Source organism: Pradoshia sp. D12 (assembly GCF_008935075.1).
GTDB lineage: Bacteria > Bacillota > Bacilli > Bacillales > Pradoshiaceae > Pradoshia.
On the sequence record NZ_CP044545.1, the window covers coordinates 670047 to 685441 of the forward strand.

Below are 15395 nucleotides of genomic sequence, written 5' to 3' on the forward strand. Positions count from 1 at the left end.
TACCAATTTAGCAAGCAAGCTTAAACATTTTTGTTAACAATCTAATATTTTAGAAAAAACAGTAAATTTATAATTTGGGAATAATAAAAATAGCGTGGGCAATGAGAAAAGAGCCTCTCTTCTTTACAGAGAAAGGCTCATTAAAACAGAGGGTAAGCTATTTATTTATGAGATTCGAGGTTTAGCGTTCCATCAATAATTTTATAAACTTTATCACAATAATCTATTAGTCTTGTATCGTGTGTGACCACAATGGTTGTTTTACCATGATTGGTAGTTGCATTTTTCAACATTTCCATTACCTCAAAGGCGCGGTCAGAATCAAGGGAGGCGGTTGGTTCATCAGCAAGAATGATACTAGGATCTGTATATAATGCTTTTGCTAATGCAACACGTTGGCGCTCACCACCCGATAAATCTGATGGGAAACTGGTAAGCAAATCCTCAATTCCAAGTGCCCTGTAAAGGCTTTGAATTTGAGTATTATCCATATTATCCTTCTTTACTTTATCCAGTAAATGCATTTGCTGATTTACTGTAAGAAAGGGTACAAGGTTAGAGGCTTGCAAAACAAAGCCTATTTCTTTTAAACGAATGGATGCTCGTTCTTTTTCCTTTAGGTTAGTCAGGTTTTGATCATTTACAATCACTTCACCGTTGCTTGGTGCTTGAAGACCGCCCGCAATGGTTAGAAAAGTACTTTTTCCAGAACCGGAAGGACCGATAACGGCAATTAATTCTCCTGAATCTGCCGAAAAGTTAGTAGTTTTTAATGCTTCGATTTCTGTACGGCCGGACATGAAAACTTTGTTGACCTCTTTTAATTCAAGTAATGCCATTATGTTAACCTCCTATCGCGTCTAAAGGATCGATTTTGACAATAGTCTGTACAGAGAATAGCGCTCCAAGTATAGATACAATAACCAGGACAGCAGCGTATATCAGCATATCCATATAGTTAAAGGCAACAGGAACAGCTGCTGGTAAGAAATATCCGGTTATAAGAGTTAGGGTGAAACCAACAATAACTCCTGCTAAGGATAGGATAAATGTTTGGGCAATCACTGATTTGGACAAATAGCTGTTGGAAATTCCCTGTGCTTTCATAACTCCGAAAATACTGATTTTTTGAATGGTTAATACATAAAGGAATATCGCCAGGATGACGGCAGATATGATAAATAGAAAATAGATCATAAAGGTTAATGTCAAGTTTTGTTCGGAATATCCGGGCATGTTTTCAATAAATGTTTGTGTTGAAACCACACTAAGTGAATCGTCGACAGCGACGCTTTCTAAGTTATCTGTACGAATGACATAACCATTAATTTGATCATCTTTTTGCTCTGCTGCATCACCAAAACGAACTTCCTGTATCGTTTCCAGTGATCCATACAATACTGGTGCAGCATTAAATTTTGCATCCTCAGTGAATCCGGTAATCGTAAGAGTGATGTCCGTAGAAGAAAGACTCAATTCATCGCCAATTTTAAACCCTTCATCTTTGAGAGAATCATCGGCTATTACATCACCCATTTTACTAAAAGCCTTCCCTTCACTTACATCAGGCATAATAAATTCATCTTCATTGATACCGAAAAGTGAGACATTTGTTTTTATATCATCTGTTTTTGCGATGGAGTTTACTTGAGACAAAATGGCGTATTCATCTGTACCGTCCCCCTCAAAATCGCCGATTGCCAAAGTTGATTGCGGGAGATTTATATCTGATTCATCCGTCAGTATGACTCCATCTGCCTCCCATTTATCAACGGCTTCTTTATTTAGGTTTTCAAGCCCATTAGCTAATCCGGATAAAAAGAATACTAGGTAGGAAACGAGTGTTAAAACACCGACAATTAATAAAAAGCGAAGTTTATTATTCTTTATTTCATTCCAGGCTAAAAACATGTACCCCATCCTCACATTATTTGTATTTAAAATATAATTAATATATAGATAATGTATAAGAAAAATATAATAATAGCAAATAATTGAATTTGAGGTAACTTTAATTATGAAAAGAAAAATGCCCCAACAGGAATTGGGGCATGAAGTAAGTATTTAATTTTTATAATCATTAATCTGACTCATGATGTTCAGCCAGTCTTTGTCAAACGGAGATACATCCCAGCGAGGTTCTTGTTTTTTGCTTTCTTTAATTCCTAAACCGCCGATGATGAATTTTAACTTAGGATTTTGCTTATAAAGAATATCTATATATTTTTGGGCCTTCAGTTCGTGTTCATCACTGGAGATAGAAATGGCCACTATCTCAATATCTTTTTCCTTAATCAACTCATCCAACCCATCAAGTGGTGTATCGGCGCCTATATAATAGACTGGATAATGCTGCTCTTTTAAAAAGAGAGTAAAGAGGATTAATCCAAGTTGATGATGCTCCCCTTCCGGACAAATGGCAATCACTTTGGGTAGAATGGGGGATGAATGGAAAATCGTAAAAAAATTAATGGCACGCTGAAGCACAATATTACTGATCATATGCTCCTTAATAACAGACAACTCTCCCTTTTCCCAAGCATCTCCAACTTTATACATAAGTGGGACGACAATTGAATAAAAGACCGTTTTATAATGAAATTGAGAAAAATATAAATCAAAGAGCTGATTGCATCTCTCGGAATCAAAATGTAGCGTTGCTTCAAATAATTCATTAATTTGCGCTTCAAATGAATGATTAATCGTGTTGTCGATTAATTGCTCCTTTTCAATTTCACCTTTGTGGATTTTCAGAAGCTGAACTGCCTGGCTGACGCTCATCTTATGATCCTGAACCTGTTTTTTGAGCCATTTTAAATCATTTACATTTTCTTCTGTATATACTCTATGACCCGATTCAGTACGTTTCGGAGTAATAGCATGATAACGGGTTTCCCATGATCGAATAGTAACAGTTGGCATATCTAATAATTTAGAAACAGCATTAATCTTATACATAAAATAACCTTTCTTTTACAAGTACTATAAATTCTCTATATTTTAACTGTATATTAAGTTTATAAAAGAATGCAATTCCTGGGTTACTATTTAGTTTTGGATTTTGTTAGGTTTAGGAAAAAAGAGTTACTTTAGTGGGGTAGTTTTTTTAAATGGAAGAGTTATGGATTGAGGTAATTCAATATTATAATAGAGGTAGTGTTGAAATTAATAGAAAACATACAAAGATAGTTCAGCCATTCCTTTATAACATAATCCCTGAACATTTTTTTAAGAGATGAACTACCAATAATATATGCACTCTAAAAAGAAAATTATGATTTGTGGATGATTTTAAGGAATATTAAAAAAAGTAGGCATTTCATACATAAAAGAGAACCCAGTCAAGAGACTGGGTTTCTTCAGTTTTAATATAATTTAAGGCAGTCTAGTTTCTTGGTTCTTTAGGCGATTTTGTTGATCCGGTTTACGGCCTTTATCAATTGCGTTTTCTGGCTTCTTCTGACTGTTTTGAACTTTTCTTTCGAGTTCTCGTAATCCTTCAGTGTTATTTTTGTCTGTCATATTGTCGCCTCCTAACGTGTTGGTTATATTTTTCATTCCTGTATTCTTGAGCTGAAAACATCTTTATCCAGCTAGCGTATTTAATATTTTACTGATTATCCCTATAGATTTAAGTGAATTTATAGGATAACAGTTAGCAGATTTTAAAATAAAAAAATATATGTACATATTTTCCAGTAGGGGTTAAACTATATTCAGAATATTTTAATCTTTCAATCAAATCACCGTTTCATATCTTTATCTATAAGAAAAATAGGGGGCATGTGTAATGAAAAAGAAGAAACTAGCTGGTATTATTCTTTCATTATCATTAGGTATGGGTGTTTTGGCCGGCTGCGGTGGAGAGAAATCAGGCGGCGGAGAAAAAGGAGATACGATTAAAATTGGAGCCAACCTTGAGTTAACTGGCGGTGGGGCATCCTATGGTCAATCCATTGTGGAAGGGATGGATCTGGCACTTGAAGAAATAAACAAAGAAGGTGTCGGTGGCAAAAAACTGAAAATAGTAAAATATGATAACAAGTCAGATGCAGCAGAAGCAACGACCGGAGCAATCAAGCTTGCCAGCCAGGATAAGGTGGATGTCATGATTGGTGCGGCGACAAGTACAAATACATTGGCGCAGGTCCAGGTTGCCAATGATAACAAAGTTCCATTAATTACACCTACAGGGACGAACGAAACGATTACTTCGAAGGATGGCAAGGTTAATGAATATGTTTTTAGAACGTGTTTCATTGATCCGTTCCAGGGAACAGTTGCAGCGAATTTTGCTCAGCAGGAATTAGGGGCAAAAACAGCCGCTATTTATGTTGATAGCTCAAGCGACTATTCTAAAGGTCTTGCTGCAGCTTTCAAAGATGCATTTACAAAAGCGGGTGGGCAAATTGTAGCAGAAGAAGCGTTTCTGCAAAAAGACACAGATTTCCAATCAACGTTGACCAGAATCAAAAAAGCGAATCCAGACTTTGTTTTTGTTCCGGCATTTTATGAAGAAGTTGGTTTAATTTTAAAACAAGCACGTGAGTCAGGAATTGATGTTCCGGTTATGGGAGGAGACGGTTGGGATTCTCCTAAGTTAATAGAAATTGCCGGTAAAGAAGCGCTAAATAATACCTTTATTACGAACCACTATTCTGCGGGAGATCCAGATAAAAAAATTCAGGATTTTGTATCGGCATTTAAAAAGAAATATAAAGATAAATCACCTGATGCCTTTGCGGCGCTTGGTTATGACACAGCTTACTTCATTGCAGATTCGATAAAACGCGCAGGTGATGACGCGACACCTGAAAAAATTAAAGACGCTCTGGCCAGTACAAAGGATTTACAGCTTGTATCAGGTAATTTAACGATAGATGAAAATCATAATCCAGTTAAGTCAGCGGCTATTTTAAAGTATGAAAATGGTGAGCAAGTTTTTGAAACAAAGGTAAATCCATAAGAATGAGGAATAGGAAGCTTTGTGATAAAGCTTCCTATTTTTGAAATAATGACCGAGGGGAGTCTAAGGTTATGGAATTTATTCAGCAACTTGTAAATGGGATATCACTTGGCAGTATTTACGCGTTAATAGCGCTCGGTTATACGATGGTGTATGGAATTGTAAAATTGATTAATTTTGCACATGGCGATGTATTTATGGTTGGAGCCTTCATCGGCTTTTATGCGATTACGTTTATGGAATTATCTTTTTTTCCCGCACTGCTTCTTGCCATGGTTGCCTGTGCTATCTTTGGAGTTTTGATTGAACGGATTGCGTACAAGCCTCTGCGTAATGCGACTCGTATTGCGGCACTCATTACGGCCATTGGGGTTTCCTTATTAATCGAAAACGGGATGATCCAAATCAGGGGAGCGCAGCCTGAAGCATATCCAAATAATGTTCTGCCAGCAGATTCAATAGATATCTTTGGTGTTACGATAAAAAGTCAATCGCTGATGATTTTGGGTGTTTCACTCTTCTTGATGATCGTTCTGCAATTTGTTGTTCATAAAACTAAAATTGGCCGGGCGATGCGTGCAGTTTCATTTGATGCAGATGCTGCTAAATTAATGGGAATCAGCGTAAACAATACAATTTCTGCTACGTTCGCAATCGGATCAGCACTTGCGGGAGCAGCGGGTGTTATATTTGGGACCTACTATACAAAAATAGAGCCATTAATGGGAGTAATGCCGGGACTTAAGGCTTTCGTCGCCGCGGTCCTTGGAGGGATTGGCATTATTCCAGGTGCCATGGTAGGCGGTCTGTTGCTTGGTGTAGTAGAGGGGTTGGTAAGTGCCTCCGGTTTATCCTTATGGAGGGATGCAGCTGCATTTGTTGTCCTCATCTTGATATTAATTTTTATGCCGCAGGGCTTGTTCGGAAAAAACAGAAGAGAAAAAGTGTAAGGGAGACATGGCGATGGCAATTCTTAAGAAGGTTAAAGGTTTTTGGCTCTCTATTTTACTCTCATTCGTCTTGTTTATCGTGGTACAGGTTCTTATTTCAGGCGGATATTTAAATGCTTTTAATACTAATCTTATTGTGACAATTGGAATTAATATTATTCTGGCAGTTAGTTTGCATCTAATTATTGGAATTACGGGCCAGTTCTCGATTGGACATGCTGGCTTTCTGGCAATTGGGGCATATGCTTCTGCTGTCATGTCTATGATGCTAGAGGTCTCATTCTTATCTGCCTTATTAATGGGAGGGATTGCAGCGGCCTTGGTAGGCATGCTTATCGGGATCCCGAGCTTGCGTTTAAAGGGAGATTATTTGGCGATTGCCACTCTTGGGTTTGGAGAAATAGTTCGTATTGTTTTTCTTAATATGGACTCCGTTGGTGGGGCAAGAGGGATGATGGTCACGCAAATGACAACCTGGCCTTGGGTTTTTGCCTGCTTACTAGTGACCATTATCGTCATTCGGAATTTCACTAATTCTACTCACGGTCGTGCTTGTATATCTGTGAGGGAAGATGAAACAGCAGCTGATTCCATGGGTATTAACACAACCTATTATAAGGTGGCTGCCTTTGTCATTGGTGCCTTTTTTGCTGGGATTGCCGGTGGGTTATATGCTCATAACTTTTATATTATTAATCCGTCAACCTTTGGTTTCCTTCGGTCGTTTGATATTTTAATATTCGTCGTGCTTGGGGGATTGGGCAGTATGTCAGGTTCTGTGATTGCAGCAATTCTCCTTACATTAATTTCTTCCTTCCTATCAGATTATTCTGATACGCGGATGATTCTTTACAGTATTATCCTAATTGTGACAATGCTGTACAGACCGCAGGGATTGATGGGTACAAAGGAAATTACCTCATTTTTCAAAAGGAAGACAAAAGGAGGCATGAAGGATGCAAACCACCAAACCACTGCTTAAGGTTGACCAAATTGGAATTCATTTCGGAGGGTTAAAGGCTGTAGCAGATGTATCTATGGAGCTGTATCCCGGTGAACTGTGCGGCTTAATAGGACCGAATGGAGCAGGGAAAACCACCTTTTTCAACCTTTTAACTGGTGTGTACGTACCATCAGAAGGAACCATTCATTTAAACGACGATAAGCTTAACAAATTACCGCCTTATAAAATTACAAGAAAGGGAATTAGCAGGACATTCCAAAATATTCGCTTGTTTGGAGATTTATCTGTCATAGATAATGTCAAAGTTGCTTATCATTCACAGGCTAAACATTCTATGCTCAGTTCAATTATACGAATGCCTAATCATTTTTCGGGAGAATTGGAAATGGACCAAAAGGCTGTAGATTTCCTGAAAATATTTAATCTGGATTCTTATCGTGATGAAAAGGCCAAGAATCTTCCATATGGAATGCAACGCAGACTTGAAATAGCCAGAGCCCTAGCAACGGGTCCGCGGTTACTGCTGCTGGATGAACCGGCAGCGGGTATGAATCCGAAGGAAACAAGTCAGCTGATGGAGTTAATCAGCTTAATACGTGAAAAATTTGATTTAACTGTACTTTTGATTGAGCATGATATGCAGCTTGTGATGGGGGTATGTGAACGTATTTATGTACTTGATCATGGACAATTAATCGCACACGGTACACCGGATGAAGTCCGCAATAATCCTAAGGTTATAGAGGCTTATCTTGGCGAGGAGGTTTCCTGATGCTGAAGGTTGAAGATATTAACGTTTACTATGGAAATATTCAGGCATTAAAAGGTGTCTCTTTTCATATTGACGAAGGGGAAATTGTTACCTTAATCGGTGCAAATGGGGCTGGAAAAAGTACACTACTTAAAACTGTTTCAGGTTTACTTAAACCGAAGCAGGGTCAAATCATGTATCAGGGTAAATCCATAGGTGGAAAAGCAGCTCAAGTGATTGTAAAGCAGGGAATCTCACATGTACCAGAAGGACGGCGGGTTTTTGCCAATATGACAGTGGAAGAAAATTTACAGCTTGGTGCTTATTTACGTAGGGATCGAGCTGGGATTAAAGAGGATATGGAGAAGGTATTTGATCTTTTTCCAAGGATGAACGAACGTCTTAAACAGCCGGCAGGAACATTGTCAGGTGGAGAACAACAAATGCTCGCAATGGGAAGGGCATTAATGGCTAAGCCCAAATTGCTTTTACTCGATGAACCTTCCATGGGATTGGCTCCACTACTGGTTAAAACAATTTTCCGCATAATTGAAGAAATAAATAATGCGGGAACAACTATTCTTTTAGTTGAACAAAATGCTAATTTGGCACTATCGATTGCCAACCGTGCCTATGTAGTGGAGACCGGCAAAATCGTCCTCTCGGGTTCGGCAGATGAGTTAACCTCAAGTGAAAAAGTAAAGATGGCCTATCTTGGCGGACATTAAAGGTGAATCACTCCTCTGTAAACTTTTACAGGGGAGTTTTAGTTTTGTGTGGGTTACAGGAACGAGAGGATTGGATTAATTAGCCTAACATGTTGTCGATCGGGTTACTCGTTAAGCAATTGAGTCAGGCTTCATCCTAATAATTAATCAGATAATTGTAAAAAAATACGCATCTATTCCACATTGTGAACAGGAACGTAATCTGTTATATTAGAATAACAATTAGATAGTACCTTATCATTCCGATGGGGTAGAGGCGCAGGATTCAAGAGTAAGCTATGTGAGGATGACAACAGAGAGCATAGCCGAAAGGGGAAACTGCCGAAGCAAGTTGATTAGTCAGAAATGAATTTGCTGGGGTTGTTTTAAATAAAAGCAACACTGTCATTATAAGAGGTTCTTATAATGAGGAGCTACAGGTCGTGATGGAGAAAGAAAAGCTGATACAGGGCTGCGGTAGATATTTCTCTATTGCAGCCCTTCTTTATTTTCTTTTGCATAAAAGGTAAGAGCGCAAGGGTCAGCACTCACGACGAGTTCCCCTTATTTATTTGGAGGAGGAAAAAAGGAATGGAGTCGACAGTTTATACGCTTATTCCCCCACTATTGGCAATTCTAATGGTGGCTGTAACAAGGAAGGTTTTGCTTTCACTTGGTGCGGGGATTGTAGCATCAGCTTTAATGCTTACTGATTTTAATATTAGTAATACGTGTATCCTTATATGGGATGCGGTAAAAGGAATCTTTATATCAGATGGATCACTGAATGTATCCAATATATATATTATTTTATTCTTGCTCATCCTTGGCATCATTACGGCTTTCATTTCCATTTCCGGTGGGAGCCGTGCCTTTGGTGAATGGGCGATGAAGCATGTTAAAACCAGAGTTGGAGCTCAGCTGGTAGCTGCATTACTTGGGATACTCATTTTCATTGATGATTATTTCAATGCTTTGGCGGTTGGCCAGGTAGCACGTCCGATTACAGATAGACATCAAATACCGAGAGCTAAGCTTGCCTATTTGATTGACTCTACCTCAGCGCCTATCTGTGTAATTATGCCTGTATCCAGCTGGGGGGCTTATATTATTGCACTGATAGGAGGAATTTTTATCACTCATGAGGTGACAGAATACAGTTCCATATCAGCGTTCATTCAAATGATCCCAATGAATTTTTATGCGATTGCAGCGTTGGCGATGGTATTCATTGTGATCTATCGAAATTGGAATATTGGTTCGATGAAAGTACATGAGGATAGAGCGGTAAAAGAAGGTATTCTTTATAATCCATCCAAGACAGTTCCAGGTGAATTAAAAGAAGATTTACCGAGAAGTACAACTGGCAGGGTTGGAGATTTGGTAATCCCCATTGTAACTCTTATTGTAGGCACAGTGGCTGCGATGCTTTGGACAGGTTATCAGGCAGTTGCTGGACATGCAACACTTCTAACCATTTTTGAAAATACTAATGTCACTAAATCATTGGTTCTGGGTGGTACAATCGGAATTATAGTAACAATCATTATGTTTTTACGACAAGTCTTTGTTTTGCATGGAATATCTGTAAAGGTATTCACAGTAGGAGTAAAACACGGAATAGGGTCCATGCTGCCAGCGGTTTATATTTTATTGTTTGCCTGGACAATCGTTGATTTAATCGGAAGGCTAGGAACTGGCCAGTATTTGGCTGGACTTGTACAGGATTTAAACTTAAATGTATCCTTCCTTCCATTACTTTTATTTTTAATAGCAGGATTGATGTCATTTGCAACGGGTACTTCATGGGGATCATTTGGTATCCTGCTTCCGATTGCAGGAGAAATTACGGCTGTAACAGATATTACGATGATATTGCCGGCGATGGCGGCTGTATTGGCTGGTGCGGTATTTGGTGACCATTGCTCACCGATTTCCGATACAACCATTCTTTCTTCTACCGGTGCCTGTGCGAATCATATTGATCACGTGATGACGCAAATCCCATATGCTTTAATCAGTGCGGGTATAGCTATGGTAGGGTATATTGTCCTTGGATTTACAGGAAGTACGCCGATGGGATTGATCACGGTCGTTATCTTGCTGGCATCTTTTGTATGGGTATCTAAGCCCAAAAAGCAGGAGCAATTAGAAAACAGTATTATTCATTAATAGATAGGATGGCTGGATACCGGCCATCCTTTTCTTTTTGTCTCTTTAACTAATAATGTGATGTTTGAACCATAAAATGCTCTACTTAAATTTTTGTTGAAAAGGGTTAAAATTGTATTTCTCCTGTTATAAGACCTATATAAATAATTGCAATAAAAATGGCTAATATGGAAAGGGATATTTTATAAAATAAAGAAATAGATTTCAGACGTTTTTTTAACTTATCAGAAAGATGTAAAGTAAGGATTAGTATAGAAATTCCAATTATTATTGCTAGTAAATCCGTGTAAGTAAATGGCTTACTAATATAACTGTCTAAATAAAAATTAGTCAGGATAATCATGCCAATTAGTAGACATTGTATACCTAAATATTTAATAAGGTTCATTTTTATACTCTCTTCTTTGTAAAAAATTAGCTAAGATAAAAAATTGAAAAAGCTCCCATGATAATTGTGGGTTTCCCCCTTTCACTATCATGTAAAGAATTGATTTATTTTATCCGCACAAATTTCCTAATAGTAGTAATGATTATTCCGCATATCAAGGCAACGGCGATGAAGGTAATTAGAAAAAACAAAGGAGAACCAACTGTTCCAAAAGCCACTTCACTTTGTAGCATTTTTACATTTTCCCATTCATCTTTAATATCGGGTTTATAAGTCTTTATAGTTATATAGCCTACGATTAGGGATCCACCAATATAGATTATATGAATCACAAATGAAACAACCAATGATTGAATAATAGTTTTCAATTAAACACACCCTTAAGCACCTTGTATTTCCATTATAATCCATGTTGGTTATTTCAGTAAATAGGACATGTATAAAGTCTGGATAGAGTCTGAAAAACCCATCTGAAGTGTTTAATACATGAATAAAACGGATAAATATTATTATATTTATATAATAATTTACTATTCGGAGAGTTTTATAACTTTTAGGATAAATTTTATCAGGAGGGTGAGGAATCGTGAGAAGCAGTATTCCATTTAGGTCATTGGTATCTATTATCATGCCAAGCTATAATTCAAAGGTTTTTATTCGTCAAACCATAGAATCAGTTAAAAAACAAACCTATGAAAACTGGGAATTAATTATTGTTGATGATGCTTCGACTGACAATAGCAAGGATATGATAAAAGAGTATCTAATGGATGATTCCAGAATTAAATTAATTACCCTGCAGGAAAATGTCGGTCCGGGCAAAGCCAGAAACATGGCTATTCAGGCAGCCAAAGGACATTATATTGCCTTTCTAAACAGCAAAGATTTATGGGCACCGAATAAATTGGAAAAGCAGCTTGAATTCATGGAAGCGCATAACTTGGCATTTAGTTACACTGATTATCAGTTTATTGATGAGGAGAACCAAGCATATGAACCTGTTATTGAGATGCCGGTTCATCTTACATATCAAGATTTGTTAAGAGATACAACAGCTATTGGCTGCTCGACTGTCATGATTGATAAATATAAGGTTGGGAAAATTCAATTAGTACATAACCGAGATATTCCTGAAGACTTCGCCCTTTGGCTTTCTATATTGAAAAGAGGATTTAAAGCGAAGAGACTAAAAAATGTCTATGTTTATCTTAGAAAAAGCAATGATGTTTTGGAAAAAAACAATTACCAAACGGCATCAAGAATCTGGTCGTTATATCGCCAAGTAGAGAAATTAGGTGTTTTTGAATCTGCTTTCTGTTTTGTAAATTATGCAAAACACGAGACGAAAAGAAATCGAAGCTTAAAAGAATAAGGGAAAAGTGACGCCTACTAAATAAGGGCGTCACTTTTTAAGTAAATAAAAAAATGCGATTTTTGTCGAAAAAAGGTTGAAATCAGGTGAACTTTCTGCTAGTATAATATTTATCTTCTTTGCGGGTGTAGTTTAGTGGTAAAACCTCAGCCTTCCAAGCTGATGATGAGGGTTCGATTCCCTTCACCCGCTCTTGAATTGTTAACAACGCAGTGTTTCGTAACTTAGGAGTACGAAGCATTGCGTTTTTTATATTTTGATAGTATTGCATTCTTGGCTCAGTAGATGGATGGCAGATTCCCCTCCATGGACTTGAATGAACATCTTGGATATCGCGCCCATCATTTGCTGTGCTTGTTCAATGGTGATTTCGGGATAAAAATAAATGATATGCAGTGCATCTGAAGTATGGTCATCCACACTTGTGCGTACAGAATCAACATACGGGCTACCAAAAGGGCCTATTTGATCAAAAGAACCTATAATACCCTCCGATTTATTTACACGGCCATTTAATCCCTCATAGGTATCCTCAGCAACACCAATTCGAAATTCTACATCACCTTTCACAGCTGATAAATCATATATTCCTAATGGACAAGTATATTGCAGGGAGAAAAAATTATTGAGAGCAATCGCTGAGTTGCCTGACGGCGTGTATGCTTCTTTTTTGACGCGTCTAAGTAAGGATTCTACTGAGGGACGGTAACGAGATGGATCACTTCCAGTTTGTTTAAATACTTTCCTCCATGATACAATCCCTTCGTATGCATTCAAGGATTTACTCTCTAGTTCAGTATGTAAATGTTCAATATAGAGCTGAAGGCGTCCTACTAGCATCGGGGGAATGGCATCAGCAACAATTCCTTGATAGCGGATAATACCGATTTTTACATCGCCGGCCTTTGCGAATAGCTGGCGATCTACATGAATTTGCATAAATTTACACCTCCAAAATGATTGGATATAGTTTACCATACATATAAAAGTTATTCATTTTCCAGAGAAAGGAGAGGCTAAGATGGATTTTCAAATACTCAAAGATGAGCTTATCGAATATAGCAAGACAATAGGGATTGATCAAATTGGATTTACATCAGCTGATCCTTTCCAGGTTTTAAAGAAACGACTGATTGATCAACAGAACCTCAATTTTGCATCGGGTTTTGAAGAGCCAGATTTAGATAAGAGGACTAATCCAAGAAGGCTAATGCCAGAAGCACAATCTATTATAGCTATTGCTGTAGCTTATCCATCTAAACTCAAAGATGCACCTAAAAGTAAAGTGGGGGATAGACGTGGCATTTTTAGCCGCTCTTCTTGGGGGCAAGATTATCACTATGTGGTGAAAGATCGCCTGAAGAAGCTTGAAGCTTTTATTTTAGAGCGCATGCCGAATTCTTATTTATCCTCTATGGTAGATACAGGTGAGCTGGTTGATCGGGCCGTAGCAGAGCGGGCTGGTATAGGCTGGAGCGGCAAAAATTGTTCGATTTTAAACGAAGAATTTGGTTCATATATGTACCTTGGCGAAATGATTACAAGCATTCCATTTCCTCCGGATACTCCAATGGAGGATTTGTGCGGAACATGTACAAAATGTTTGGATGCCTGTCCTACCGGTGCGTTGGTTCAAGGAGGACAGATTAATGCAAAGAGATGTATATCCTTTCTGACTCAAACGAAGGATATGATTCCTTATGAATTCAGAGATAAAATGGGTAACAGAGTATATGGATGTGATTCCTGTCAGACATCATGTCCTTATAATCGCCGTATAGATTTTCATAATCACCCTGAATGTGAGTCTGATCCTGAGTTGGCAAAACCTCAGCTGGTCTCCCTTTTAAGCTTGAGCAACCGCCAGTTTAAAGAGAAGTTTGGCAGTGTTTCAGGTTCTTGGCGTGGGAAGATGCCCATTCAAAGAAATGCGATTATCGCATTGGCACATTTTAAGGATTCAGAAAGTGTTGCTTCAATTAAAGAATTGCTGCAAAAGGATCCTAGGCCTGTTATCAGAGGTACAGCAGCATGGGCGCTTGGAAAAATAGGTACCGAGGAAGCAATGGCTGTATTAAAGGATTGTTTAAAAGAAGAGACCGATCAGATGGTAGTGGCTGAAATAAATAATGCCTTAGAACGTCTTATGTTACCGGAGTAGCTTTTCACTCCGGTTTTTTGTATGTATTTTAGTCATTCATCATACTTTTTAGAGAAGGAGTGGATGAATGGATGAAAGAGAAACTGCAAAAACTGGTCGAGGAGAGGATACAAAAACTCAAAGAGAATACATCCTCAAATAAGACAGATAATATGGAAACCTTATTGAAGAAGCAGGAAGGCATGCGTAAACGCAATGGAGAAATAGTGAAGGTCATGGCAAAAGGGCATGTGAAAAAAATCAAGGAGCGGGAAGATGTCGTCGATGCTATATATGAGACTCATTGGAAGCTTGTAATGAAGCAAGGGACACAATTTTACATGGAAGAACATGTGGAGCTTCGTAAAGCTTCCTTTAAAGAAACTAAACTCTTGATAGATCAGAAATTAAATGTTAAGCCTCAAATAATGGAACAAGACCTCCTGAGGAGTTTAGATCTTACTTCCTCGCGTGCCAAGATTGCCTATAATCGGTTAAAGGCGGTTCAATACGCCGAGAGATGGTGGAATTCCTTTAATCCCACCTATCCACAATTCACCGATGATTGTACGAATTTTATATCTCAATGTTTATATGCCGGTGGTATACCGATGTGGGGTAAACCTAATCGTTCAAAGGGGTGGTGGATAGAAGGAAAAAGCAATTGGAGCTTTAGTTGGACAGTGGCACATGCTTTTATGCTCATGTTAAAGGCAGCTTCTTGGACGAAGGAAGTAAAGAATCCTTCCCAATTAATGATTGGAGATATTATTTGTTATGATTTTGAAGGGGATGGCAGGTTTAATCATAATACGATTGTGACCGGAAAGGATGAATATGGCTACCCTTTGGTGAATGCTCATACAACGAACAGCCGTATGAGATACTGGAATTATGAAGATTCTACTGCCTATACGCCTAATATCCAATATAAATATTTTCATATAATAACGAATTAGGTCTTCCATTTTTGGAAAAAGAGAAA

At 38.0% G+C, this 15395-nt stretch carries 15 protein-coding genes, 1 tRNA gene and 1 riboswitch; of the genes, 10 read left to right on the plus strand and 6 right to left on the minus strand.

Translation table 11 applies throughout. From position 1 onward, the window contains the following. Positions 1-161: 161 nt before the first annotated feature. From F7984_RS03315 to F7984_RS18885, 4 genes are all read right to left on the minus strand, one after another. Entirely contained in the window at positions 162-839 is a 678-nt protein-coding gene (locus tag F7984_RS03315; RefSeq protein WP_066102807.1) for an ABC transporter ATP-binding protein, read from the minus strand. A gap of 4 nt (positions 840-843) precedes the next feature. Then, on the minus strand, positions 844-1911 hold the full coding sequence (locus F7984_RS03320; RefSeq protein ID WP_140462307.1) for an ABC transporter permease: 1068 nt from the start codon (positions 1909-1911) through the stop codon (positions 844-846). Between the two features lie 153 nt (positions 1912-2064). After that, complete coding sequence (locus F7984_RS03325; protein ID WP_140462308.1) at positions 2065-2958, minus strand: MerR family transcriptional regulator; 894 nt, start codon at positions 2956-2958, stop codon at positions 2065-2067. Between the two features lie 417 nt (positions 2959-3375). After that, a complete protein-coding gene (locus F7984_RS18885) occupies positions 3376-3522 on the minus strand; it encodes a hypothetical protein (RefSeq protein ID WP_175354247.1) in 147 nt (48 codons plus the stop codon). A gap of 268 nt (positions 3523-3790) precedes the next feature. Between F7984_RS18885 and F7984_RS03330 the strand changes: the two genes are divergently transcribed. The 6 genes from F7984_RS03330 to F7984_RS03355 all read left to right on the plus strand — a co-directional run bounded on the left by F7984_RS03330 (position 3791) and on the right by F7984_RS03355 (position 10510). Next, positions 3791-4966, plus strand: coding sequence for an ABC transporter substrate-binding protein (locus F7984_RS03330; RefSeq protein ID WP_140462309.1), 1176 nt, complete (start codon positions 3791-3793; stop codon positions 4964-4966). 71 nt (positions 4967-5037) lie between these two features. Continuing rightward, positions 5038-5916, plus strand: coding sequence for a branched-chain amino acid ABC transporter permease (locus F7984_RS03335; protein ID WP_066102795.1), 879 nt, complete (start codon positions 5038-5040; stop codon positions 5914-5916). A gap of 13 nt (positions 5917-5929) precedes the next feature. Further along, on the plus strand, positions 5930-6898 hold the full coding sequence (locus F7984_RS03340) for a branched-chain amino acid ABC transporter permease (protein ID WP_066102793.1): 969 nt from the start codon (positions 5930-5932) through the stop codon (positions 6896-6898). Then, positions 6873-7652, plus strand: a complete 780-nt coding sequence (locus tag F7984_RS03345) for an ABC transporter ATP-binding protein (protein WP_066102791.1) — start codon at positions 6873-6875, stop codon at positions 7650-7652. The genes F7984_RS03340 and F7984_RS03345 overlap by 26 nt, the downstream gene beginning before the upstream one ends. Further along, positions 7652-8359 (plus strand): ABC transporter ATP-binding protein, encoded by a 708-nt coding sequence (locus F7984_RS03350; RefSeq protein WP_066102789.1) that lies wholly within the window; start codon positions 7652-7654, stop codon positions 8357-8359. The genes F7984_RS03345 and F7984_RS03350 overlap by 1 nt, the downstream gene beginning before the upstream one ends. A 243-nt stretch (positions 8360-8602) precedes the next feature. Next, positions 8603-8783: riboswitch (Lysine riboswitch) on the plus strand. A gap of 146 nt (positions 8784-8929) precedes the next feature. Then, positions 8930-10510 (plus strand): Na+/H+ antiporter NhaC family protein, encoded by a 1581-nt coding sequence (locus F7984_RS03355; protein ID WP_140462310.1) that lies wholly within the window; start codon positions 8930-8932, stop codon positions 10508-10510. Positions 10511-11002: 492 nt separating this feature from the next. On the opposite strand, the gene F7984_RS03360 is transcribed toward F7984_RS03355, so the two are convergent. Then, positions 11003-11266, minus strand: a complete 264-nt coding sequence (locus tag F7984_RS03360; protein ID WP_066102780.1) for a hypothetical protein — start codon at positions 11264-11266, stop codon at positions 11003-11005. 218 nt (positions 11267-11484) lie between these two features. Between F7984_RS03360 and F7984_RS03365 the strand changes: the two genes are divergently transcribed. Both F7984_RS03365 and F7984_RS03370 read left to right on the plus strand, forming a co-directional pair. Continuing rightward, positions 11485-12270: a glycosyltransferase family 2 protein gene (locus F7984_RS03365; protein WP_151675507.1), complete on the plus strand. Its 786-nt coding sequence runs from the start codon at positions 11485-11487 to the stop codon at positions 12268-12270. 121 nt (positions 12271-12391) lie between these two features. After that, positions 12392-12462: transfer RNA gene (locus tag F7984_RS03370), tRNA-Gly, on the plus strand. Between the two features lie 57 nt (positions 12463-12519). On the opposite strand, the gene F7984_RS03375 is transcribed toward F7984_RS03370, so the two are convergent. Then, positions 12520-13209, minus strand: a complete 690-nt coding sequence (locus F7984_RS03375) for a B3/B4 domain-containing protein (protein ID WP_140462311.1) — start codon at positions 13207-13209, stop codon at positions 12520-12522. A gap of 82 nt (positions 13210-13291) precedes the next feature. On the opposite strand from F7984_RS03375, the gene queG reads away from it, so the two are divergent. Next, on the plus strand, positions 13292-14431 hold the full coding sequence (gene queG / locus F7984_RS03380; RefSeq protein WP_066102774.1) for a tRNA epoxyqueuosine(34) reductase QueG: 1140 nt from the start codon (positions 13292-13294) through the stop codon (positions 14429-14431). A 71-nt stretch (positions 14432-14502) separates the two neighbouring features. Beyond that, a complete protein-coding gene (locus F7984_RS03385) occupies positions 14503-15369 on the plus strand; it encodes an amidase domain-containing protein (RefSeq protein ID WP_066102773.1) in 867 nt (288 codons plus the stop codon). The last annotated feature ends 26 nt before the right edge of the window (positions 15370-15395 follow it).